General features: G+C 36.1%; 18 protein-coding genes and 1 tRNA gene. 7 read left to right on the top strand and 12 right to left on the bottom strand.

Going from position 1 to position 23,982, the window contains the following annotated elements; translation table 11 throughout:
• Nucleotides 1-106: 106 nt before the first annotated feature.
• The 9 genes from hemB to secB all read right to left on the bottom strand — a co-directional run bounded on the left by hemB (nucleotide 107) and on the right by secB (nucleotide 13,411).
• Entirely contained in the window at nucleotides 107-1,111 is a 1,005-nt protein-coding gene (gene hemB, locus AAGD99_RS05080; protein ID WP_341822771.1) for a porphobilinogen synthase, read from the bottom strand.
• On the bottom strand, nucleotides 1,104-2,129 hold the full coding sequence (gene nuoH, locus AAGD99_RS05075; RefSeq protein WP_264687804.1) for an NADH-quinone oxidoreductase subunit NuoH: 1,026 nt from the start codon (nucleotides 2,127-2,129) through the stop codon (nucleotides 1,104-1,106). The genes hemB and nuoH overlap by 8 nt, the downstream gene beginning before the upstream one ends.
• Nucleotides 2,113-4,161, bottom strand: a complete 2,049-nt coding sequence (gene nuoG / locus AAGD99_RS05070) for an NADH-quinone oxidoreductase subunit NuoG (protein ID WP_341822770.1) — start codon at nucleotides 4,159-4,161, stop codon at nucleotides 2,113-2,115. Before nuoG ends, nuoH begins: the two co-directional genes overlap by 17 nt.
• 5 nt (nucleotides 4,162-4,166) lie before the next feature.
• Nucleotides 4,167-4,379 (bottom strand): hypothetical protein, encoded by a 213-nt coding sequence (locus tag AAGD99_RS05065; RefSeq protein ID WP_006015760.1) that lies wholly within the window; start codon nucleotides 4,377-4,379, stop codon nucleotides 4,167-4,169.
• 245 nt (nucleotides 4,380-4,624) lie between these two features.
• Nucleotides 4,625-6,127 (bottom strand): leucyl aminopeptidase, encoded by a 1,503-nt coding sequence (locus tag AAGD99_RS05060; protein WP_264735874.1) that lies wholly within the window; start codon nucleotides 6,125-6,127, stop codon nucleotides 4,625-4,627.
• A 96-nt stretch (nucleotides 6,128-6,223) separates the two neighbouring features.
• Nucleotides 6,224-6,874 (bottom strand): protocatechuate 3,4-dioxygenase, encoded by a 651-nt coding sequence (locus AAGD99_RS05055; protein WP_264735873.1) that lies wholly within the window; start codon nucleotides 6,872-6,874, stop codon nucleotides 6,224-6,226.
• A gap of 183 nt (nucleotides 6,875-7,057) precedes the next feature.
• Nucleotides 7,058-10,198 (bottom strand): bifunctional proline dehydrogenase/L-glutamate gamma-semialdehyde dehydrogenase PutA, encoded by a 3,141-nt coding sequence (putA, locus tag AAGD99_RS05050; protein WP_341822769.1) that lies wholly within the window; start codon nucleotides 10,196-10,198, stop codon nucleotides 7,058-7,060.
• 118 nt (nucleotides 10,199-10,316) lie between these two features.
• Nucleotides 10,317-12,893: an aconitate hydratase AcnA gene (gene acnA / locus AAGD99_RS05045; protein WP_341822768.1), complete on the bottom strand. Its 2,577-nt coding sequence runs from the start codon at nucleotides 12,891-12,893 to the stop codon at nucleotides 10,317-10,319.
• A gap of 14 nt (nucleotides 12,894-12,907) precedes the next feature.
• The gene (gene secB, locus AAGD99_RS05040) at nucleotides 12,908-13,411 is read right to left on the bottom strand and encodes a protein-export chaperone SecB (RefSeq protein ID WP_341822767.1); all 504 of its coding nucleotides are present in this window, start codon (nucleotides 13,409-13,411) and stop codon (nucleotides 12,908-12,910) included.
• A gap of 164 nt (nucleotides 13,412-13,575) precedes the next feature.
• On the opposite strand from secB, the gene AAGD99_RS05035 reads away from it, so the two are divergent.
• From AAGD99_RS05035 to lpdA, 5 genes are all read left to right on the top strand, one after another.
• Nucleotides 13,576-14,226, top strand: a complete 651-nt coding sequence (locus AAGD99_RS05035; protein WP_264688327.1) for a Tim44/TimA family putative adaptor protein — start codon at nucleotides 13,576-13,578, stop codon at nucleotides 14,224-14,226.
• A 24-nt stretch (nucleotides 14,227-14,250) separates the two neighbouring features.
• Nucleotides 14,251-14,946, top strand: a complete 696-nt coding sequence (gene dnaQ / locus AAGD99_RS05030; RefSeq protein WP_253309507.1) for a DNA polymerase III subunit epsilon — start codon at nucleotides 14,251-14,253, stop codon at nucleotides 14,944-14,946.
• 44 nt (nucleotides 14,947-14,990) lie between these two features.
• Complete coding sequence (locus tag AAGD99_RS05025; protein WP_341822766.1) at nucleotides 14,991-15,599, top strand: SCO family protein; 609 nt, start codon at nucleotides 14,991-14,993, stop codon at nucleotides 15,597-15,599.
• A gap of 466 nt (nucleotides 15,600-16,065) precedes the next feature.
• Nucleotides 16,066-18,453 carry a DNA topoisomerase (ATP-hydrolyzing) subunit B gene (gene gyrB, locus AAGD99_RS05020; RefSeq protein ID WP_341822765.1) on the top strand — a complete coding sequence of 796 codons (2,388 nt, stop codon included), beginning with the start codon at nucleotides 16,066-16,068 and terminating at the stop codon, nucleotides 18,451-18,453.
• 803 nt (nucleotides 18,454-19,256) lie between these two features.
• Entirely contained in the window at nucleotides 19,257-20,642 is a 1,386-nt protein-coding gene (gene lpdA, locus AAGD99_RS05015) for a dihydrolipoyl dehydrogenase (RefSeq protein ID WP_341822764.1), read from the top strand.
• A gap of 1 nt (nucleotide 20,643) precedes the next feature.
• On the opposite strand, the gene AAGD99_RS05010 is transcribed toward lpdA, so the two are convergent.
• Nucleotides 20,644-21,039, bottom strand: a complete 396-nt coding sequence (locus tag AAGD99_RS05010) for a hypothetical protein (RefSeq protein WP_341822763.1) — start codon at nucleotides 21,037-21,039, stop codon at nucleotides 20,644-20,646.
• 69 nt (nucleotides 21,040-21,108) lie between these two features.
• Here AAGD99_RS05010 and murG point away from each other — a divergent pair, with 69 nt between their 5' ends.
• Entirely contained in the window at nucleotides 21,109-22,140 is a 1,032-nt protein-coding gene (gene murG, locus AAGD99_RS05005) for an undecaprenyldiphospho-muramoylpentapeptide beta-N-acetylglucosaminyltransferase (protein ID WP_341822762.1), read from the top strand.
• Here murG and gshB read toward each other — a convergent pair.
• Nucleotides 22,125-23,054 carry a glutathione synthase gene (gene gshB, locus AAGD99_RS05000; RefSeq protein WP_264688409.1) on the bottom strand — a complete coding sequence of 310 codons (930 nt, stop codon included), beginning with the start codon at nucleotides 23,052-23,054 and terminating at the stop codon, nucleotides 22,125-22,127. The genes murG and gshB overlap by 16 nt on opposite strands.
• A 60-nt stretch (nucleotides 23,055-23,114) precedes the next feature.
• Nucleotides 23,115-23,711 (bottom strand): BON domain-containing protein, encoded by a 597-nt coding sequence (locus tag AAGD99_RS04995; protein WP_064124795.1) that lies wholly within the window; start codon nucleotides 23,709-23,711, stop codon nucleotides 23,115-23,117.
• Nucleotides 23,712-23,851: 140 nt separating this feature from the next.
• On the opposite strand from AAGD99_RS04995, the gene AAGD99_RS04990 reads away from it, so the two are divergent.
• Nucleotides 23,852-23,933 (top strand) — tRNA-Leu (locus tag AAGD99_RS04990).
• Nucleotides 23,934-23,982 lie beyond the last annotated feature (49 nt).

Below are 23,982 nucleotides of genomic sequence, written 5' to 3'. Positions count from 1 at the left end.
TAATACTGTATTGTAACGGACTTATCAATAACTTAAAACATGTATTGGAAAATTTTAGGTAATATACAGCAACAGTAGAAGAACATGCGCCAAAAATTTAGTAATTTTATAGGGCTTGTGCACTTAAATTTTTTGCAATATCAAGTGCAGCGTAAGTGAATATTGCACTTGCACCCGCACGTTTGAAACCAATCAAAGATTCATAAATCACCTTGTCATAATCTAGCCAGCCATTATTTGCAGCAGCTTTTATCATTGCGTACTCACCGCTTACTTGGTAAGCAAAAATCGGAAAATTAAACTTATCACTTGCTGTTTTGATAATATCCAAATATGGCATACCTGGTTTAATCATAATAAAATCTGCACCTTCATTTATATCCATTTCAATTTCGCACATTGCTTCGTGCGCATTTTTATAATCCATTTGATAACCACTTTTGTCTATAGAATGTGATAGCCCACATGAACCAACGACTTGCCTGAATAGAGCATAGAAGCTAGAGCAATATTTCACCGCATAAGATAATATTAATACGTCTTGAAAGTTATTATCATCTAATGATTTTCTGATTCTTCCTATTCTACCATCCATCATATCAGAAGGAGCAACTATATCACATCCTGCCTTCGCTAAAGCAAGTGCTTGCTTACACAGTACTGATATAGTTTCATCGTTTTCTACATCCATCTGATTATCTTTTAAAATGCCGTCATGGCCATGAATAGTGTATGGATCCAGTGCAACGTCTGCAATAATACCAATTTCAGGTACCTTTAATTTTACAGCACGGATTGCTTTGCAGATTAAGTTGTCAGAATTATATGCTCCCTCAGCGTTTTCAGATTTTAGTTTACTATCAACTACAGGAAAAATTGCAACAGCATTAATTCCTAAATCTTTAGCTTCCTTAACTATAGACACTAATCCATCTATTGAATAACACTTTACGCCTGGTAAGCCAGAAATTGGTTCAGTTGTTTCTTTTCTGTCGTGAACAAACAGAGGAAGAACCAGATCATTTACTGATAGACTATTTTCACTTGTTAAATTGCGAACCCATTTGCTCGAGCGCCTGCGCCTTAATCTTGTATTTGGAAAATTAAACATTGGACCCAGGTAAATTCCCAGTAAAGAGCAACACTCCTGAAATGAGTACCACCCAAAGCACCGATATTGGCAGAAACACTTTCCAACCAAGACGCATTAGCTGATCATATCGATAGCGAGGTATTGTTGCTCTAATCCAAATAAATACGAACAAAAGTATAACTATCTTCAAAACGAACCAAATCAAACCTGGAATTTTGTAAAGTAAACTGAACTCCAGCGGCGGATACCATCCTCCTAGAAAGAATATCGTCATCATAGCACTTGCTAGAATCATATTTGCATATTCTCCAAGAAAAAAGAGGGCAAAAGGCATGGATGAATATTCAACGTTATATCCAGAGACAAGCTCTGCTTCAGCTTCTGGTAAATCAAATGGGTGACGATTAGTTTCTGCAAGCAAAGAAATAAAAAATATTATTCCTATAGGCATTAGTAGCAAATCAACCCAAAATGGCATGTTGTGTTTCGCTACCACCATCTCTCCAAGGTTCAACGTACCAGTTGTAACAACAACTGTAGCAACTATTAAGCCTATTGAAACTTCATATGAAATCATCTGAGCAGCCGACCGTATAGCGCCAAGAAATGCATAATTAGAATTGCTTGACCAGCCTGCAATAATTACGCCGTATACTCCCAGCGACGATATAGCTAGCACATAAAGCACTCCAACATTAATATTTGCTATAACCTTAGGAATCACTACTTGCTGGCCATTTTCTACAATTACTTCAGCACCAAACGGTATAACTGCCCAGGCAATTAATGCCAAGATAAAGGTAAGCATTGGAGCCATAATGAACAGTATGGTGCTCGCTCTAAATGGTATTATCGGCTCTTTAATCAGTAGCTTAATAGCATCTGCAAATGGCTGCAATAGCCCAAAAGGTCCAACTACACTTGGGCCGTGTCTCAGTTGAATTGCACCAATAACCTTACGCTCAAAGTATACCAAGTACGCAACTGAAAGTAGTAGCGGTACTAAAATAAATAAAATATTAACTAGCGTGTTCATAAAAAGCTTTAGTACAATCTGCCATTATTTTTGAAGCGCGACTTATTGAATCCGTCATATAAAAATTACACTCCTTTAAAGTGAAAGGTGTATTACTTAAGCTTATCCCATCATTGCTAATTGGCACCCATGTGTTTTTTACCACTTGATCGGCATTTCTAAACTGTGGACCGATAGTATCTAATTTTTTTCTCACATCAAATAAACTATCATACGGTAAAGAAAGGTCTAAATATTGTGAAAGATTTTTAATAATTAACCAATCCTCCTTTGCTTCACCAGGTGGGAATACAGCTAAATTTGTTCTTTGCACTCGACCTTCAGTGTTTACATAAGTTGCATATTTTTCTGTATATGCAGCACCAGGCAAGATAACATCTGCCACATGTGCACCCTTATCACCGTGATGACCTTGATAAATTACAAATGTATTTTCTAATTTTGATGTATCAATTTCATCTGCACCAAGAAGATAAACCACTTCTATGTCACCACTTTCTGCATTTTCCAGTATCTGATTAGTGTCTTTTCCACCTTTTTCAGGAACAAACTCAACGTCCAGACCACCGACTCTTGCTGCAGCTTTATGCAGCACATTAAAGCCATTCCAATCATCTCTGATCATGTTAAATTTTTCTGCAATTTTGCCAGCTAGAATTAGAATTGATTCAGAATCATCTCTTATTAATGCATCTTGACCAATGATCAGCATAGGGTTTTGGGCGGCTACCAGCAGCTCACAGAACTTATGATTTCCATTTGCTATTTTACTCAAAACATCAGGATTATCGCCCAATTTCTCAACATGATACAAATATTCAATGTTAGGACCAACACTTGCAATAGGAAAGTTGCCCTGTAAATATCTCTTTCTCAATCTTACATTAATGATCGGTGCTTCTATCCTTGGATTTGTATTTATAAGCAGACACAAATCTGCATTCTCTATACCCTGGATAGTGGTATTGAACACATAAGATCCGCGATTACTTGGTATAAGCTTTGCACCATCTTGCCTGCAGTCTATATTCCCCGAGCCGAGCTTCTGCATCACTTCTTTGAGTAGAAGCATAGACTCACAATCTGCTAAATCACCTGCAATTGCAGCTATTTTATTTGATTTTGTATTCTTTAATTTCTTTGCAGCAATAGTTAATGCTTCATTCCAATCAACTGGGGCTAATTTACCATCTTTTTTTACATAAGGTTGATCAAGACGCTGAACTTTTAGTCCATCATAGGCAAAGCGGGTTTTATCTGATATCCATTCTTCATTTACCTCTTCGCTCAGTCTTGGTAATATTCGCATAACTTCCAGGCCACGATAATCAACTCTAATGCTACTTCCCACAGCATCTAGCACATCTATAGTCTCACAATGTGATAGCTCCCATGGACGCGCTGTAAAGGAGTAAGGCTTTGAAGTTAAAGCCCCTACCGGGCAGAGATCTATGATATTTCCAGATAATTCAGAACTAATATGCCTTTTTATGTAAGTGCTAATCTCTACATTTTCTCCCCTTCCGATTCCTCCAAGTTCATTTGTACCTGCAACATCAGACAAAAATCTAACACACCGAGTGCAATGAATGCATCGATTCATCGCAGTCTCAATCAGTGGTCCGAAGTGTTTTTTTGGCACAGCCCTCTTATGCTCATCAAGTCTGCTGGTTCCTTTCCCATAAGCCATCGTGATATCTTGCAAATCGCATTCACCACCTTGATCGCAAATTGGGCAATCAAGCGGGTGGTTAATTAGCAAAAACTCAAGCACACCTTCACGTGCTTTTTTAACCTTAGGGGTATCAGTGTGAATAACCATCCCTTCTGCAACTGGCATTGCACAAGAGGCTACTGGTTTTGGAGGCCCACCCTCAACTTCAACCAAACACATTCTGCAGTTACCAGCAATTGCTAAACGCTCATGATAGCAAAAACGTGGAATTTCAACGCCCACGACTTCACAAGCTTGAATTATAGTGAGCCCATGCTCTACTTCACATTCCTTAGAATTAATAGTAACTTTAACCACAACTATTATACAGCTTCCCACTTTATAGGATTGCCGCTTACCTCATCTTCAACCAGATTGCCGTTGTCATATTGAGCAGACATATAATTCATGCGCGAGTCACGATCTATATATCTAACAGGTTTTACCGGTTTATCTTTATACATTTTTTGCTCGGCCTTCTTACGCTGAGTAGGGTTATTTTTACTAGCTGTCTTTGCTTTCCCACCTACTGCCATATAAACTCCTAAAAACTTTTCATTCTATTTTAACACTTAAGTATATAGCGTCAATATTTAATAACTTTAAAATTTCAATAGATCTCTTATTATAATCATTGTTTAAATAAAAAGTTACTCCTTGATATCATTCCAGTGCTTGACCAGAAAAAAAGAAATATGCATCAGCTACTTTCATTTGCTGCGCCTCGAAAATAAACGTTCATGTAGCTGTGAGTCAAGCCATAAATCCAGTATAAAGACCTTTAATCATTGGCTTCGTAGTACTTTTTAACCAACTTATTAAGTAACCTTACACCAAAACCTACTGCTCCTCTTGGACAAATGTCAGTACCTTTTTCGTACCAAGCAGTGCCTGCGATATCTAAATGTGCCCAGCAAGTTTCATTCACAAAACGCTGTAAAAACTGTGCAGCCATTATGCTATCTCCACCAGAGCCTGCAGGAGCGATGTTTTGAACATCAGCAATCGGTGAATCAATAATTTTGTCATAAGTTTCATTCATAGGAAAACGCCATAACTTCTCACTTACTTCATTTCCTGCATCAATCAGACGGTTTGCTAATTCATCATTATTTGAAAAAAGACCAGCATATTCGTTATTTCCAAGTGCAACCACTATAGCACCAGTTAAAGTTGCAAGATCAATCATAAATTTTGGTGAGAATCTGTCTTGCGTATACCATAAAGCATCTGCAAGTATGAGCCTTCCTTCTGCATCGGTGTTCAACACTTCTATCGTCTGTCCAGACATTGAAGTTACTACATCACTCGGCCTTTGAGCATTACCACCCACTGCATTCTCTGCAAGTGCAACCACGCCGATTGCATTTACTTTTGCTTTTCGTCCTGCTAAAGCATGCATCACCCCAACTACAGCAGCAGAGCCTGCCATGTCATATTTCATCGACTCCATACCACGTGAAGGTTTGAGTGATACTCCACCAGTGTCAAACGTTATACCTTTACCAACAAAAGCTATTGGCTTTTGTTCTTTAGAAGCCCCATTCCATTTTATCACTACTAATTTTGGTTCTTTACTACTTCCTTGTGCGACTCCAAGCAAGGCTCCCATTTTTTTCTCTTCCATCTGCTTTTTATCAAGCACTTCGATTTCAAGGCCAAGCTTAGTAAGCTCTTTTTTTATATGATCAGCATAGGATTCTGGATATAGAATGTTAGGAGGCTCTGTTATAAAAGAGCGCGCAAGGAATATACTCTCACCTTCTTGCCTTGAGTGCTCAAATGATCTTTCAGCATTACTTAATTGCTCATCTTTTACTAATACGGTAATTTCCTCTACCTCTGTAATTTTCTCATCCTTTTTAGTTTTATACTTATCAAACTTAAAACTACGCAGAAACGCACCATATGCAACATTTGCTGCACTACCTTCGATTAAAATCGCTGCTTTCTTAATTTTTAATCTGCTTAGCTCACAATATATTTTACCACCAATATTTAATTCTTTATTTTCATTCCATTCATCCTTCTTACCAAGTCCAACAACTACAACGTTTTTTCCTTCTGGTAAAATGGTAGAAGAAAATTCACCAAAGCTTCCATTAAAATCGCTAAATTGCTTTATATTATCTATGATCTGTTTTCCTTGCAAAACTCCGCCATCATTTACGGTTTCGTTGTCCTCAAATAAACCCATTACTATTGTTTTAAAATCGGGCGAAATTTTAGAAATTGTTATTTTCATTGCTGGCATCTCCGTTGCAAATAATTGTAAACTGTACATAAAACATAGCAAAAACATCAGTAAGATATTTTTCATATACATCCTAAGTACAATAACATTCAAGTTTACTATGGACTACCTTACATGCAAGGGTTTTTATCTTTTATTAGAGAACTTATTATATCCACCCAAGGTAATGTTAAACGTATAGGTTTTTATGACCTGATCACTGTAAGTAAATGGTGTTATGAGAAGGCTTGCAAGCCCATTACTAACAAAATCTCCAAGAACAGGATCAGCACAATTATCGCAATTATGGTCAGCAAAAAACATTTGCGTTGTGAATTCTGGAAAATCTGGATGTTGAACTAGAAAGTTAATATGTGGAGCTCTCTCACCAATTTTACCAGGTGCTATCGTAATAAAATTATAATAGCCAAGATTATTCACTACAAACCTTCCTGATCCAGCAAAATTCGGATCGAGTTGATTATCCTCTATATTCTCATCGTAATGGTTCACGCCGCGTGAATTCGCGTGCCATATAGAAACTACAGCATTTTGTATTGGTAAACAGTTTATATCAGTAATTCTACCCACTATGTGTATTAATTCTCCTATTGCACTATTTGGAGAACCAGCTTTCCTTCTTAAATTGTTTGAAGAGCTAAAATTTTTTGGCCTTGCATCAAGGTCATATATTTCTGGAGTTTCAATGCAGTTGAGCAAAACAGGATCAGCTGCAAATAGCGGCAAACTGAATACCGTTTGTACTAAAAGCGCTAATAAGATATTTTTCACATTCATTTCATTTATAATGCTTTTATTCAGATTATAGCAGCTTTTTTCTTTTGTTTAAAGATAAGACTTCCTTTGGAGCCGCTTTATTTCAGTGCATAAGCTGGTCCTTTTCGGATCTTAGCGCTGTGTACATAACTGCACGAACGTCTAGCTTAGGGGTAAGATAGGAGAAAAATTAGGGCCCGCAAATTAATCCAAACACATAAGTGTAGTGTTACCACCGAATGCTGTAGTGTTAACACTTACAACTTTTTCTGTAGAAAAACGCTGTAAATAATGAGGACCACCAGCTTTTGGCCCAGTGCCAGATAGTCCTCTACCACCAAATGGTTGTATCCCAACTGCTGCACCTATCTGGTTACGGTTGATGTAGACATTTCCAACTGATATTTTTTTACTTATAGTGTCAATTTGACTTTGTATCCGACTCTGCAAAGAAAACGTGAGCCCATATCCTGTATTGTTTATATCATTTATAACTTCATTCAAATTTGACTTGTTAAAACGTATGATATGCAAAATAGGACCAAATACTTCTTGCTTTAATTGCGAAATTTTTTGTATCTCATAAATATATGGAGGAAAGAAATAACCATTATGAGAATTTGTATCCATGGGTACTTTAAATAACAGATTTGAATCTTCGTCCTCTGACATTTTTTGCGTATGTTGAGTTAGCATATCGATAGATGCTTTGTCAATTATTGGACCAATATCAGTACTAAGTTGTATTGGGTCACTAATCTTGAGTTCTTGCGCTGCACCACATATCATTTTTATCTGCTTCTCTGCTATGTCCTCTTGAATAAACAGCACTCTAAGTGCAGAACAGCGTTGGCCGGCACTGCGAAACGCAGAAAGTACAACATCTGTAGTCACTTGCTCTAAGAGAGCGGAGCTATCAACAATCATAGCATTGAGCCCTCCTGTTTCAGCAATAAGCGGTACAATAGGACCATCCCTATCCGCAAGCATTTTATTAATTATTTGAGCAGTTTGTGTTGAGCCAGTAAAAGCTACTCCAGCAATTCTATTGTCTGGAACTAATATTTTGCCTAAATATCCACCATCCCCAGGAATGAGGTGTAACACATTTTTTGGTATCCCAGCTTCATGTAGTATCTTAACAGCTTCGTAGGCAATAATCGGCGTTTGCTCTGCCGGTTTTGCCAGCACCGCATTACCTGCTGCAAGTGCAGCTGAAACCTGCCCAATGAAGATAGCAAGTGGAAAATTCCATGGTGATATACACAGGAAAACTCCTCTGCCTTCAAAAAAGATGAAGTTATCTTCACCCGTTGGACCTGGCAATTTTTTCCAGTCGTTCAGTTCATTTTTTGCTATCGTTGCGTAGTAACGTAAGAAATCCACTGCCTCTCTTACTTCCGCTATTGCATCAGATAAAATTTTTCCTGCTTCTACGATCAGAATGTAAATCAACTCTTTCATCCTTTCTTCAAGCAAATCTGCAGCTTTTTCGAGGTATTTAGCGCGCTCTACTGCTGAAACATTCTGCCATTCAGTAAAAGTACTATGTGCTATTTCAAGAGCGTTTAAAGCTTGATCGCTTGTTGCGTTCGACACTTCTCCTATTACATGCTCCAAATGTGCAGGATTCACCACTTCAGTAAACTTGGCATCATCAAAAAGTGACTGTCCGTCAATTATTGGTCCAACTTGCCATTTCTTTTCACTAAATTTTTTTATATCATTTGCAAGTTGCGAAACTATAATTGAATCACTAATATCCATTCCTAAGGAATTTTTTCTTTCTTCTTTCAAAATATCTTGTGGCAATGGAATATTTGGATGAGGTTCATACTCCAAGCTTTTAGCTTTTTCTGACGGATCTAAAACTAACTCTTCAATTTTAACGTTAGAATCATTTATTTGATTGATAAACGAACTATTAGCTCCATTTTCAAGAAGACGTCTAACAAGGTATGGTAATAAATCACTACGTTTACCAACTGGTGCATATATACGGCAACTGATGCTTGTTGCAAGTTCTGACATTGCATAATCATATAAGTCTTTTGCCATTCCATGTAAGCGTTGAAATTCAAATCCAGGGTGGTTTTTATCAGCAAGTTCCATGATAGAAGCAAAAGTATAGGCGTTATGAGTTCCAAAGCATGGGTAAAAGCTGTTTGGTTTACTCAAAAGTTTCTGTGCGCACGCGAGGTAAGATACGTCAGTATAGCTTTTTCTTGTAAATACTGAGTAATCATTTAATCCCAATTCTTGCGTACGCTTGATCTCTGAATCCCAATATGCACCTTTTACAAGCCTAACCATAATTTTATGGTTTGACCGAATAGCAACATCCTCCACGAAGTCAAGAACAGACAAAGCACGTTTTTGATATGCTTGTACAGCCAAGCCGAGCCCTTCCCACTCAGAAAGTGAGTCATCAAGACGCAATTGCTCGAATAAAACTAATGACATCTCAAGTCTTTCTGATTCTTCTGCATCTATGCATAATGAAATATTGTACTTTTTTGCTTCATGACAAAGCTCTAGCAGTTTAGCTCTCAACTCTTCAGCTATATTATCGAATTGGCTGAATTCATAACGTGGGTGTAAAGCAGAAAGTTTGATTGAAATTCCATGCGATTTAAAACAATCATTTATTTCAGTGGATTCACCTATAGCTTTTATTGAGTGCATGTATGAATCAAAATACTCTTCTGCATCTTCAGCTGTGTGAGCAGCTTCGCCAAGCATATCAAAAGAGCATAAGAATTTGCTATTATCATTTGGTTTTACATTTTCCAGTGCTTTCTCTATAGTCTCTCCAATAACAAAATGCTTACCAAGCATAGACATTGCTTGTTTTACTGCTTTGCGAATAATCGGCTCTCCTAAATTTTTAAGTAATTTAGAAATTGCGTAATAGAACTTCGAATCGCCTTCATTATCTCTCAATATACTACTTCCTATCATTAAACTCCACGTGGAAGCATTGACGAACAATGAAGAAGAATGTCCTAAATATTTACTCCATTCTTGATTGGCAATTTTATCTTTGATTAGCTCATCTATTGTATAATCATCTGGTATCCTAAGTAGTGACTCAGCAAGACACATAAGCGCTATTCCTTCGTCGTTGGGAAGCGAGTATTGCTGCATGAAAGAATCTATGACATCTAATTTGTTGCCTTTAATCTTTTCAATAACTTGTTTTGCTATATTATAAATTCTATTTTTTGAATCAGCCGAAAGCTCTGTTTTTTCTATAAGGCGGCGTACATAACTTTTCTCATCAGCACGATAAAATCCTTGTAAACGTTTTCTCAATTCGTTAGGTTCTTGTATAGAGGTAATCATAATTATCTATAAAACACTTTTACTATATGTAAGGTAAAATTATATCACAACTTTGCACAGAGCAAATTGTTATTTATAAAGGGATCAGGGCTGGCTAAAAGAAGTCCATGCAATAACTTTAAAAGGATTGTGCAAGTATGTAGCTTAACACTCCGCCATGCATTAAGTATTTAATCTCAGTTGCGGTTTGTACACAGCATTTGAGTTGAATTGATTGCTTTGAATTATCCTTTCTTTTGATGATACATTCTAGATTTCCACCTGGCACTATTTCACCTTTTATGCTTATTACCTCACTACCATCAAATATCTTTCTGGTTATTCCATTTTGGAATATAAGTGGAAGAACACCCATGCCGACCAAGTTGGACCTATGTATACGCTCAAAGCTTTCTGCAATTACAACTTTAATCCCCAACAATAAAGTACCCTTTGCTGCCCAATCCCTACTTGAACCTGTGCCATACTCCTTTCCTGCCACAATGATGAGAGTTTCCTTGTAGCGCATTGCTGCATCAAAAATCGACATAGTTTCTTGAGAAGGAATATATTTTGTATAGCCGCCTTCGATGCTTACCATTTCATTTTTTATTCTAATGTTAGCAAAAGTCCCACGCATCATTACATTGTGGTTACCACGACGAGACCCATACGAATTAAAGTCCTGTGGCTCAATTCCAAGATTTTTTAAATATATACCTGCAGGACTACTTGAGGCAATATTTCCAGCAGGGGAAATGTGATCAGTGGTTATGCTATCGCCAAACATTGCCAATATTTGTGCACCTTTTATATCGATTTTATTATTTTTAGGTGATAAATTATCAAAATAAGGCGGATTTTGTATGTAAGTGCTGTTTGCATCCCAATTATAGATTTCACTTTTTTCACACTTTATCTTTCGCCAATGTTCATCACCAGAAAAAACATCCTTATACTTTTGTATAAACATCTCACGTGTTACCACATTTTTAACACAATCTTCGATTTCATTGTTTGTTGGCCATATATCTTTGAGATAGACATCATTTCCATTCTTATCTTTGCATATTGAATCTTTTGTCAAATCAGTTTGCACAGTACCAGCAAGTGCATATGCAACAACAAGTGGAGGAGATGCCAAGTAATTAGCTTTGACTAACGGATGAATTCTTCCTTCAAAGTTACGATTACCAGATAAAACTGCAGCAACAGTTAAATTTTTGTTTTTAATGCCATCTTCTATATCTTTATTAAGTGGACCAGAATTCCCAATGCAAGTTGTGCAACCATATCCAACTAGATTAAAACCCAAAGCATTTAGATCTACCTGCAATCCAGACTTTTCTAAATATTCTGTTACAACTTGTGACCCTGGAGCAAGAGAAGTTTTAACCCAAGGCTTTGATTTTAATCCAAGTTTAATTGCATTACGAGCTACAAGACCTGCAGCAATCATTACACTTGGATTTGAGGTGTTAGTGCAGCTTGTTATTGCTGCAATAACTACACTTCCATCTTGAAGCTTATCACTTTCCTTTGATTCGTTAACTGAAAATGATTTAGAAAAAGACTCTGCCACTTGTGAAAGAAAAACCTTATCTTGTGGTCTTTTGGGACCAGCCATTACTGGCTTCACGCTTGATAAATCAAGCTCTAGTGTGTCAAAAAATGCTAACTCATTATTGCCACGCCACAATCCTTGCTCTTTCGCATAAGCCTCAACTAGCTTTTCTGGCCTTCCGGTTAAGCTTAAATAATCTAGCGTTTTCTGATCAATTGGAAAAAATCCACAAGTTGCGCCATACTCTGGGGCCATGTTTGCTATAGTTGCCCTATCTGCCAAAGATAAATAATCTAAACCATCACCATAAAATTCTACAAACTTACCAACAACACCCTTTGTTCTTAGGATATTGGTAACCGTCAGCACTAAATCAGTCGCAGTTACTCCTTCCGGCAGTCTGCCAATTAATTTAAATCCAACTACTTCTGGAATTACCATACTAATTGGTTGACCAAGCATCACAGACTCAGCTTCTATGCCTCCAACACCCCAACCAAGGACTGATAACCCGTTAACCATCGTAGTATGGCTATCCGTACCAACCAAAGTATCAGGATACAAAACCCCATCCTTATTACATACAACTTGCGCTAAATACTCAAGATTCACTTGGTGGCAAATTCCAGTACCTGGCGGTACTACTCTAAAATTTGTGAAGGATGATTCTCCCCACTTTAAGAATTGATATCTCTCCAAATTTCTTTTTACTTCTAGCTCAACATTCTTACTGAATGCGGAAACACTTCCATAACTATCTACTTGAACAGAATGGTCGATCACAAGATCAACGGGCACAGACGGATTTATGCTGCTTGGATCGCCTCCATTTTTCTTGACATAACTCCGCATAGAAGCTAAATCGACGACAGCAGGAACCCCTGTAAAATCTTGCATCAACACCCTTGCTGGCTTGTAGCTAATTTCATGATTAGCGTGTTTATTAACGCAACTTGCTAGTATTTTTATATCATCCAGCTTTACGTTTACTCCATCTTCATTGCGCAATAAATTTTCAAGCAGAACCTTAAGTGAGCAGGGCAATTTAGTTACATCTATTCCTAAAAATTCACTAGCACTATTTAGGCTAAAATAGTTGTATGACTTCCCGTCAATGTTTAAAGTCGTTTTTGCGTTTAAAGAATTATTCATCAGGTTACATCATATTAGTTAAAATTGGAATTACTACCGTTACTTCTTTGTTGTTGACTTTGCTGCTCGTACATAGTTTCGAAATCTATAGGATCTAGCATCAATGGGGGAAATCCACCACTGCTTGTAACTCTTGCAATTGTTTCTCTTGCAAAAGGGAAAAGAAAAGTAGGTCCGCCAATAAACAAAGCTTGTCTTACCTCTTCCTCACTCAACTCTTTAAAATTTTCTATTGAAAAAATGCCACAATATTTTGTCTCACAAATGAAAGCTACGCCATCTTTTATACCTTCATCTTTTATCGTTGCTCTGACTTCTATATGTAAAGTAATTTCATGGAAAGATTTTTCTTCATTTACTCCTTCTTTGTTTTCCATTCCTTCTAGTTTCGCTGAATTGATATTAACCATTACATTAATATCGGGAGCTTTATTTGAAGAAAGGAATGGCGAATTCGGATTCTCAAACGATAGATCTTTAACATATTGACCGTGAATTCTCATTTTTTGTTGTGGCATTTCTTACGTCTCCTTTAATTAAGTTGAGATATTTAATACTTTCTTATATAATATATTCATTTACAAACGAATAGCAAACCTGATTATAAGTTGATATGAAAAACATATTTTCATTAATAATTAATAATGTTCGGATACTTTATATGCCAAGGAGTTGAGTTACTATGATAGAGCTTGTAATATATACTTTATTAGCGGCGTTCATTTTTTCACGTTTGTATAATTCTTTAGGAAGGTCAGCCAATCTCAATCTAAAAAAGCTAACTAGTGTGTTGGATGTAAGCCGAAGTAAAGAAGATGTAGTAGAAAACATTGAGGGTTACATTGATAGCAACGATGAAAATTCAATAAAAGTTACTTATGAACAAATATTAAAAAAAAACAAAGATTTTTCTATTTCCCACTTTATAGAAGGTTCAAGCATAGCTTTTGAATTAATAATAAAGTATTTTAATCAAGGAAATTTGTCTCAGTTAAAACCACTTCTCGATAAAGACTTATATGATAATTTTGCAGAGAAGATTAAACATCGTAAAGAGGTGCACGAGTCTATAATTGTTTCTATCGTTTCACAAAAGATTTTAGAAATAAAGCTAGTAAAAAACACAGTGTTTATTGCAGTATATTTCCTTTCAGAGCAAATTAACTTTATTAAAGATAGCTCAGAAAATATAATATCAGGTAGCACATCCACCATTAATAAAGTTGAGGATGTATGGCAATTCAAAAAAAATGTTAATTCATCAGACCCAAGCTGGTTGCTTGTTTCTATTAACTATAAAAAGACAAATAACGATAAGACAAATGACAAGTAAGATTAGTTTCATTTAGAGTTAACCATGGAAAGCAAGCTGCGCGAAATAGTACTTGACACTGAAACGACAGGTCTTGACACTGGATCTGGTCATCGAATTATTGAAATAGGGTGTGTGGAATTAATTAATCGTATTCCAACAGGTAAAGTACTCCATCGGTACCTTAACCCAGAAAGAGATATACCTTATCACTCGTTTAAGATTCACGGTATTAGTGAAGAATTTTTAGAAGATAAACCATTATTCTCAGATGTTGCACTTGAATTTCTTGACTTTATATCTAATGATATTTTGGTAATTCACAACGCTGAATTCGATGTTAAGTTCCTTAACATGGAGTTAAGCAAGCTGAATGCTGGGTTAATTTCCTCAGATAGAGTGCTAGATACATTACCTCTTGCGAGGAAAAAATTCGTAGGATCACCTGCTTCTTTGAATGCATTATGTAAGCGTTTTGATATATCGCTAGAGAATAGAGAATTGCACGGAGCACTAGTTGATGCTCAATTGCTTGCAAAGGTATATGTTGAACTTACAGGAGGGTTACAAACCTTTCTGTTTGATAATGAATGCAATCAGGACAGTAACTCTACATTCGTTCAGCATAAAGTGCGTAATCTAACTCCCAGAGAACATTCACCAAATAGTGAAGAAATTGATGAACATAAGAAACTGTTAGACAAAATTAACAATACACTTTGGGATAAATATATTGAATAGGTTAACCAATAAAGATACAATTTGATTTTACTGAGAGCATTCTAATGGTAAGGTTTATAAGATTGTTATCTAATGTGCTAGCAGCATTAGCAGTTGTTTTTTTAGGTTATTGTTATTTCACTAAAAAAGGAATATTTGCCCCGGCAGCGATTCACAACGCGGAAGTTAAGATAGGCGGAGATTTTTCTTTAATTAATCAGGACGGACAGATTCTGCGCAGTAGTGATTTTAAAGATAAATACATGATGATTTTCTTTGGATTTTCCTCATGTAAAAGAATTTGTCCTATGAACCTTGGGATAATTTCAGAAACACTTGCAAAGTTAGATGAGAAAACTACCAACAAGCTACAAACATTCTTCATCACAGTTGATCCTGAGCGCGATAGCACGGAAAGACTTAAAGAATTTCAGCAGCAATTTGACCATAGAATACAAATGTTAACTGGTGAAAGAGAAAAAATAGACGAAGTAGTTGCGAAATATAAAGTATATGCAAGCAAAGTAGACGGAGAAGAAGAAATCAACCATTCTTCGATAATATATCTTATTGGCCCTGGAGGAAAATATGTTACACACTTTGCAGCTGATTTAAATTCAGACGAAAGTCAATCTGATAAGATTTTGGCTGAGATAAGAAAATACGTAAACTGAATTATAGATTTTTCTGTTAATTAGTCGAGCACGCAACTGCATGAGCATTATGATTTGAGAGCAATCTCCATGGGAAGACATACACAACTGTACGAACGTTGTAGTTTGGGAGCAATTCCCACCAGTGAGGTGTCATCCCAGTGCCCAGACACTGGGATCCAGCTTCTATGCAACTTAATTAAAAACGTTTGTTTTAGCGTAAGACAACTACCTTTAGCTCATCAGCTCAGTTATAAGCAAAATTTCTGGATTCCAGACTGGAATGACATCATCTGTTGTGCAATTTACCTTCAAAAATGAATGTTCGTACAGTTATGGAAGACGCATTGGAATGACACCATTTGCTGTCCTTAAAAAATAAACGTTCGTAAAGTTGTGCTTTTAATGTGGGTTATCAGTTTAAAAATGTTGCTAACTAGTATATCTGGATGTAATATTAATTAACATTCATAAACGAAGCAATCTAATGGAAAATAGTTATAATGCCGATGCAATAAAAATCTTAAGGGGTCTTGATGCTGTAAGGAAACGTCCAGGTATGTACATTGGTGACACTGACGATGGATCTGGCTTGCACCACATGGTATATGAGGTTGTTGACAACGCAATAGATGAATCTTTAGCTGGATATTGTGATAAAATTGAAGTTAGCATAAATAAAGATGGTTCAGTATCTGTAACTGATAATGGTCGTGGCATTCCAACTGACCTTCATGAAGAAGAAGGAATATCAGCAGCAGAGGTAATAATGACTCAACTCCATGCTGGTGGTAAATTTGACAGTAATACCTATAAAGTTTCTGGGGGATTACATGGTGTTGGAATCTCAGTTGTGAATGCATTATCAAGCTGGTTGGAATTAACTATTTGGCGCAATAAGAAAGAACACTTTATGCGCTTTGAAGATGGTGAGTCTATTGAACCTTTAAAGGTAGTCAACGAAAATACAAACAAAAGAGGAACTAAAGTCACGTTCATGCCATCAACAGAGACTTTTAATGGCATTAATTTCAGTTACTCAACGCTTGAAAGTCGTATAAGAGAATTAGCATTTTTAAATTCAAATATCGACATTACTTTACGTGATCTGCGCAATGAACCATATACAGAATCTCATTTCAATCAGAGCAATCAATCTAAAGACAATTTTGGTACAGCGAATTTTGTGCGGTACTTAGATAAGAATAAGACACATGTAACTAAAATTGCCAGTATGAAAGGAGATGCAGAAGATCTTGGCATCAGCTTGGAAATATCGATGGAATGGAATGATTCCTACTATGAACATATGTTATGCTTCACGAATAATATAAGGCAACGAGATGGTGGTACGCATTTGGCAGGATTTAGATCTGCACTAACTAGATGTATCAATAACTATGCAACTAATGAAGGGTTTTTAAAGAAAGCAAAAGTAAATTTAACTGGAGAGGATGTTAGAGAAGGTTTAACTTGTGTTTTATCTCTCAAGATGCCTGACCCTAAGTTTTCTTCACAAACAAAAGACAAGCTAGTTAGTTCTGAAGCGCGTACAGTTGTGGAGAGCATAGTTTCTGATAAATTGAGCACAATCCTTGAAACTGATCCCAAATTGGCAGCAAGTATAGTAGAAAGAGCAATCAGATCAGCAAAAGGAAGAGAAGCCGCAAGAAAAGCACGAGAGTTAGTTAAAAGCAAAAACAATATTGATATTGCAACTCTGCCAGGAAAGCTTGCTGATTGCCAGGAAAAAGCCCCTAAGTTATCGGAATTATTTATAGTAGAGGGTAATTCAGCAGGTGGTACTGCAAAGCAGGGGCGTAATCGTAAAACACAAGCAGTGCTTGCCTTAAGAGGAAAAATTCTAAACGTAGAACGTGTAAGTTTAGATCGTATTTTTTCATCTGCAGAAATAGGCTCTTTAATTACTGCAATTGGTGCTGGAATAGGGAGTGAACACTTCAATATTGAAAAAGCTAGATATCATAAAATTATCATCATGACAGATGCAGATGTTGATGGTTCACATATAAGAACTTTGATTCTAACTTTCTTTTTTAGACATATGCGTGAAGTTATTGAAAAAGGCTACTTATACATAGCACAGCCACCCCTTTATAAAGTTACAAAGAATGCTAAAGACACTTATATTAAAGATGACGAAACTTTTGAAGAGTATATAATAAACTCAGCAGTTAAAAGATTAACACTAAGTGGTACAGCTACAGAATTTAACGACTTGCGCCTTATTTTGAATAAATGCGTTAGCATTTCTAATATTAGCAAAAATTATGATAGAGAAATACCACAAAATCTCTTAGAGTCATTGCTAATTTTAAGCAAAAAGAATGCTCTATCATCGGCTGATGAGATATTAAAGTATTTAAAATTAATGTACAGTGAATATACTTGGGAAGTAGAAATAAAGGATGAAGAAAAAGAAATTCACATCTCTAAATTATTTCAAGGATTGGCAGACAAATATATATTTGCACTTAGTATGCTTGAAGGCAAAGATATGCAAAGCATATTAAGTTTGCTTGATGGTATAAGTAATTTATTTAATGGTGATTCATTTTTAAAGTCACAAGAAACTGAAATAAAAATCACTTCTCCAAGTACGCTTGCAAAAATAATAATGGACTATGGTAAAAAAGGTTTAACTCTGCAGAGATTTAAAGGTCTTGGTGAAATGAATGCTGATCAGCTATGGGATACTACGTTAAATCCTGAGGCTAGAACTTTATTGAAGGTTGAAATAAGAGATTGTGAAGAAGCTGATTCCATATTTTCAATATTAATGGGTGATATAGTTGAACCACGCCGTGATTTTATTAATAGTAATGCACTCAACGTGCATGATGTTGATATTTGAACTTTTAGCAAAATGTACGAACGTTACGGGTTTAAGCAAAAACTGTGTCATTCAAGTAGCTGACACTTGGATCCAGATTGGATACTGAGTTGGTGAGTATAAAAGTATAGCTTCTACGTCATACCGCGATTCATTCGCGGTATCTCAGCCGCTAACAAGTAGCGGGATGACAGCAATCCTACGTCATACCGCGATTCATTCGCGGTATCTCATCCGCTAACACGTAGCAGGATGACGATTGTCAAGGTGTCATCCGAGTAGCTTGACTACTTGGATCCAGAAAACTTAACTCTACACCAAGTAAATGTACAATAAGAACTAGATTCCAGACTGGAATGACATCATAGGGGCACTGGGATGACAAAAAAAGGAGTGCTGACCATTTTCGGTCTCTTAAGTTACTTTAGCTATAAACATTAAGAAATTTACCAAACGAAAAAAAAGGCAAAAGAAGCCCCGTGGTGCGAGTTTTGACTCTATATTACTGTAAGTGGCGCTGTAATAATGTGCTAACGCTTAAAATAAGCGCGATTTGGCTGAATGTAGAAAAAATAAAAAAGACATGCAGCCGCTATAATTTTATGTAATCCGCCAAAAAATACCCTAAGTTTTTTACTGAATTTTGTCATTGAGCCTGCAGGTCAAAAACAAGTTTTGAGTCAGAAATACCCTTAATACTACAATAAGGGGGCTGGCGGAGTTTGTCAAGCAAGTTTTTTCGTTTCTATGTTGTCAGCTACCTGAATATTGATCATACGGGTTCCATCTGTTATATATAATCTTTTTGAATACGAAGAAAACTGATGAATGAGTATGATATTACGGTTATAGGTAGCGGTCCTGGTGGTTATATAGCAGCAATTAGGGCGGCACAGCTTGGGTTTAAAACTGCAATTGTAGAAAAAGAAAAAAATTTAGGCGGTATATGCTTAAATTGGGGATGTATACCAACAAAATCACTACTTAGAGCATCTGAGGTTTATAGGCTAATAAAAAGATCAAAAGAGTTTGGTATAGAAGTAAAGGGAGCGAGTTTTGATATACAATCAATAGTGAAATACTCAAGAAACGTTGTTGATAAATTGTCAAGCGGTGTTGCATATTTGATGAAAAAAAATAACATCAAAGTTCATCAAGGCTTTGGTAAACTTGCAGGCAATAGTACTATAAAAGTTGCTGGCGATAAGGAAGAACAAGAAATTGTTTCCAAACATATCATTTTAGCAACAGGAGTGAGGGCACGGAATCTGCCTGAAATAGAGGCAGATGGAGATTTAATATGGAATGCGCAGCACGCTATGACTCCAGAGAGATTACCAAAATCACTACTAATCATAGGGTCTGGTGCAATTGGAATAGAATTTGCAAGTTTTTATAGTACTTTGGGGGTTGATGTAACAATCATAGAGATAAAGAGCACTATTTTGCCGCTGGAAGATAAAGACATTTCAGGCCTAGCAGAAGAAATATTCACAAAACAGGGGATAAAAATATATACAAACAGTAGCGTAAAAGCTCTTACTAAAAGTAAAGACTCTGCTCAAGTGCTACTAAGTAGTGGCGAGAGCAAAGAATTTGATAGGGTGATTGTTGCGGTTGGAATTCAAGCAAATATTGAAAATATAGGTTTAGAAAATACAAAAATTAAATTAAGCCCTTCTGGTTTTATTGAAATGAATGAATGGTATGAAACTAGTGAATCAAATGTGTATGCAATAGGTGATGTAGCTGGCCCACCATGTTTAGCACATAAAGCGAGCCATGAAGCTGTGATCTGCGTTGAAAAGATTGCTGGTAAAAGTGCTCATGCGTTAAAAAAAGAATGCATACCAAATTGCACTTATTCTCATCCACAAATAGCGAGCATCGGCCTTACTGAGGAACAGGCAATAAGAGGTGGGTATGATGTAAAAATAGGAAAATTTCACTCTAACTTTAATGGTAAGTCTATTGCACTCAGTGAAACTGAAGGGTTAGTGAAAACAATTATAGACAAAAAGACAGGCGAACTTCTGGGTAGCCACATGATAGGTGCAGAAGTAACGGAGTTAATTAGCAATTTTGCTCTTGCAAAGCAACTAGAAGGAACAGACTTCGACATAAAATCTACGATTTTTCCTCATCCAACCATTTCAGAGATGATACACGAATCAGTGCTTGCTGCAGATGATGAGTCGTTAAATAGTTGAACTAACGTTCCATCGTTTTAGAGTTGTCAATGTCTTGGGTAGTAGTTTGATTAGGCACTTTAATTTTAATAGATTGATTACCACCAGCATCAGAATTCTGTAACTCTTCTTTCAATCCCTTAGCTGCTTCTTTGACTTCAAGCTTTGCCTTTGGATGAAGATCTTCTGGGCCTTTTCCTTTAGTATCCAAACCTTGTTGTAGATTAGTGCTTTTCATTTTATTATGCTGCTCGTGCTCAGGTAGGTCAACAACCGAATTGAAAAGAATTTTTATTATATTTTTTAGCAGTTCTAAAAAACCTCCGCTTCTGCCTTCTCTTTGTTCTTGAGGCTTATTTTTCACGTTAGATTCTTTTTTACTGTTACTACTTTTAGGCATTTTTAACTCAACTATCATAAAGCTTAATAAAATTCTACGTGCAAATTATTAAATAACAGTTAACAATCTAGGATTCATTATTTACAGATGGATATTATTTTAGCAACAGGTGGCACAGGCGGACACATTTTTCCAGCTATAACTTTAGCAAGAGCACTAAAGGCACAAGGATACAATTGCATATTATTCACTGATAAAAAAACAAATAAAAATACCGACATAGAAAACTACACCTTACCATTACGTAAACCGAGCGGCAACAAATTTAAGTTTTTCCTTTTATTAATGTATAGTTGTGTGCTAGCAATATATAAAATCAGAAAATTGAAGCCAAGATTAGTAATTGGGTTTGGTAGCTACGCTTCTTTTCCAACTCTTCTTGCAGCAAGAGTTCTTTCTATACCTATAATTTTACATGAACAAAACACAGTTTTAGGGAGAGTAAATAGATTCTTTTTCAAGAGTGCAAAATTAATTGCAACCAGCTTTCCGGAGACTAAATATGCAGAGGGCAATAAATGTATTTTTACAGGAAATTTTGTTGATATAAAAGCACAGAGCCATTCTAGCACTGAGAAAGTCCTAAACATATTGGTCATAGCAGGCAGCCAAGGTGCAAATTTTTTTGATGATGTGGTAAGCAGCGTAATTTGTAATTTGCCTATTAAAATGAAAAAGAAAATTAGAGTGACGCAGCAATGTACGAAGAAAAATATAAACAAGGTCAAGAGTCTATACAAAAGTGAAAAGATCGATTGTGAATTAAGTGAATTTTTTGATGATATGGGAAATAGACTAGCCAATGCTCACTTGGTAATTAGCAGAGCAGGAGCAACTTCAATAGCAGAGATCACTCTTGCTAGGCGCGCTGCTATATACATTCCTTACCCTGACTCAAAAGATAATCACCAATTTTATAACGCAAAATATATTGAAGATTCGGGAGCAGCTGTAATAGTTGAGCAGAATAGTGAAGCAAAAAAAAATCTAACAGAGGTACTATTTGATCTATTAAATAATTCTCAAAAATTGCGTGATATGACCAATAATACAAAAAAAACAGGGATAAAGAATGGGACTACTGAGTTTGTTAAGGTAATTGTTCACAGGTTTAGTTGATGGCTGCTTGCTTTTTCTTCAAACACATCCCAAAGGTCTTTTTCTAGCGATATATTATATAATTTATTGATATAAACCACTCCCGTGGGTGAAGTTGTGTTAATTTCGAGCAGGAAGTCATCTATAATATCAATACCAACAAATATTAGCCCCCTTTTCTTTAATTCAGGACCAATTTTGTTACATATTTCATTGTCTCTATCGTTCATTTGAGCGGGCTCAAAACTTGCTCCAAGCCGCATGTTTGTTCTGATCTCTCCACTGATTTTTGGAACTCGTTTCATTACTCCAATTGGTTGACCATAAAGTAGCAATATTCTTTTATCTTTATCTATGTTTTTACAAAATGATTGCGCAATTACAGGACATTCATATTTTGCTATCATGAGATCCACTACCACTTGAATGCTGTTTTCATCTCGTATTCTTATTACATCGTTTCCTCCATAACTATACAACGGCTTCAGAATAATATCTTGATAGTTGTGGTAGAAATCTCTAATCATCGATATATTTTCAGTGATCAAAGTCGGCGGAATTAGCTCTGGAAATAATGAAGTTATCAATTTTTCAGGACAATTTCTTATTTCTGTTGGATTGTTAATTACCAATGCGCTGGTTTTTTCTAAGATATAGGTTGTTGTAATGTAGCGCATATCAAAGGGTGGATCCTGTCTGATAAATATGATGTCCATTTCATTCAAGTTGATTGCTACATCCTCTTTAGAGATAAAACTAAAATCATCAACGCTGACTTTCTGAGCAAGAGCAATTGGATGGTTTAGCTTTAGTGCTAAATTGTTAGGAGCATAGACAAAAACTTCGTGCTTCCTCCTTTGTGCTTCCTTTATTAGCACGAATGTAGTGTCAGTTTCAAAATTTATATTTTCATCCATCTGAAAGGCAACTTTCATTTATGTTCTCTACCTATTGTCACAACTGTACAAATGTTATAATTTGAAGGCGATTTTTGCCTAATGGCGTAATTTACTGTACTTATATCGTACATAACTTACAACTTGTTTTACTCCCTTTACTTTTCTTGCAATTGATATTACAGCTTTTAATTCCGCTTTATTTTGGGCTATACCCATCAAATAAACAACTCTATCAACCGTATTAACGCTATAATTAATTGATTTAATATTTCTTTTCCCCAGAAGTCTTGTTCTTATTTCCGCTGTTATCATGCCATCTACAGTAGTGTCTAGCATGGAAGCCATTTGAATTGGTATTACTCTTATTTCATTTATCACTTCTTTAATTTCTTTTTGCTGCCAAGCTATTTTTTCTGCTGTAAGTTGTTTTTCAGGAGTGTCAACACTTCCAATGAGCAATACTCTTCCTTCACTTACTTTAACTTTTATGGATGAAAATAGCCCATGTTTTAAGAGCCCCTTATTAATTCTGATGACCATAGTCGTATCATCAATGATATTTCCCAAGGATTTGTCCTGCATTGTTATTGCTGTTGCTGTCGCTGTAGCCACCACACCACCTATTATAAGGGTTGTGCAACCACTTTGTGTAATCAAAAAAATTGCAAGTAAGAAGCTTGTTATTAATCTCATTATTGATTTTCAGGATTTAGAGCTTTCATTAAGAAATGTTAATAAGCTTTTTTGATTGTGTAAATACTATAAATTAAGTAAGACTTTAAACCTTGAATATTTTTAATGGAATACCTATAATAGGGTACTGAAAATTTCTTGCGGATATGGCGGAATTGGTAGACGTGCCAGGTTTAGGTCCTGGTGAGCTTGCTCGTGGGGGTTCAAGTCCCTCTATCCGCACTTTAAAGTCATGTAACTTAGGTTTTAAGGGAAAATTTATAATCACTGA

The organism is Wolbachia endosymbiont (group A) of Clivina fossor, from assembly GCF_964026865.1.
GTDB lineage: Bacteria > Pseudomonadota > Alphaproteobacteria > Rickettsiales > Anaplasmataceae > Wolbachia.
Note: the sequence above shows the minus strand (reverse complement) of the source record. Positions and strands in the feature narration are given on the sequence as shown.

Coding starts and splice junctions, on each gene's coding strand:
- hemB (WP_341822771.1), bottom strand. CDS start 1,111: ATGTTTAATTTTCCAAATACAAGATTAAGGCGCAGGCGCTCGAGCAAA.
- nuoH (WP_264687804.1), bottom strand. CDS start 2,129: ATGAACACGCTAGTTAATATTTTATTTATTTTAGTACCGCTACTACTT.
- AAGD99_RS05065 (WP_006015760.1), bottom strand. CDS start 4,379: ATGGCAGTAGGTGGGAAAGCAAAGACAGCTAGTAAAAATAACCCTACT.
- AAGD99_RS05060 (WP_264735874.1), bottom strand. CDS start 6,127: ATGTACAGTTTACAATTATTTGCAACGGAGATGCCAGCAATGAAAATA.
- AAGD99_RS05055 (WP_264735873.1), bottom strand. CDS start 6,874: ATGAATGTGAAAAATATCTTATTAGCGCTTTTAGTACAAACGGTATTC.
- putA (WP_341822769.1), bottom strand. CDS start 10,198: ATGATTACCTCTATACAAGAACCTAACGAATTGAGAAAACGTTTACAA.
- acnA (WP_341822768.1), bottom strand. CDS start 12,893: ATGAATAATTCTTTAAACGCAAAAACGACTTTAAACATTGACGGGAAG.
- secB (WP_341822767.1), bottom strand. CDS start 13,411: ATGCCACAACAAAAAATGAGAATTCACGGTCAATATGTTAAAGATCTA.
- AAGD99_RS05035 (WP_264688327.1), top strand. CDS start 13,576: ATGATAGAGCTTGTAATATATACTTTATTAGCGGCGTTCATTTTTTCA.
- dnaQ (WP_253309507.1), top strand. CDS start 14,251: ATGGAAAGCAAGCTGCGCGAAATAGTACTTGACACTGAAACGACAGGT.
- AAGD99_RS05025 (WP_341822766.1), top strand. CDS start 14,991: ATGGTAAGGTTTATAAGATTGTTATCTAATGTGCTAGCAGCATTAGCA.
- gyrB (WP_341822765.1), top strand. CDS start 16,066: ATGGAAAATAGTTATAATGCCGATGCAATAAAAATCTTAAGGGGTCTT.
- lpdA (WP_341822764.1), top strand. CDS start 19,257: ATGAATGAGTATGATATTACGGTTATAGGTAGCGGTCCTGGTGGTTAT.
- AAGD99_RS05010 (WP_341822763.1), bottom strand. CDS start 21,039: ATGATAGTTGAGTTAAAAATGCCTAAAAGTAGTAACAGTAAAAAAGAA.
- murG (WP_341822762.1), top strand. CDS start 21,109: ATGGATATTATTTTAGCAACAGGTGGCACAGGCGGACACATTTTTCCA.
- gshB (WP_264688409.1), bottom strand. CDS start 23,054: ATGAAAGTTGCCTTTCAGATGGATGAAAATATAAATTTTGAAACTGAC.
- AAGD99_RS04995 (WP_064124795.1), bottom strand. CDS start 23,711: ATGAGATTAATAACAAGCTTCTTACTTGCAATTTTTTTGATTACACAA.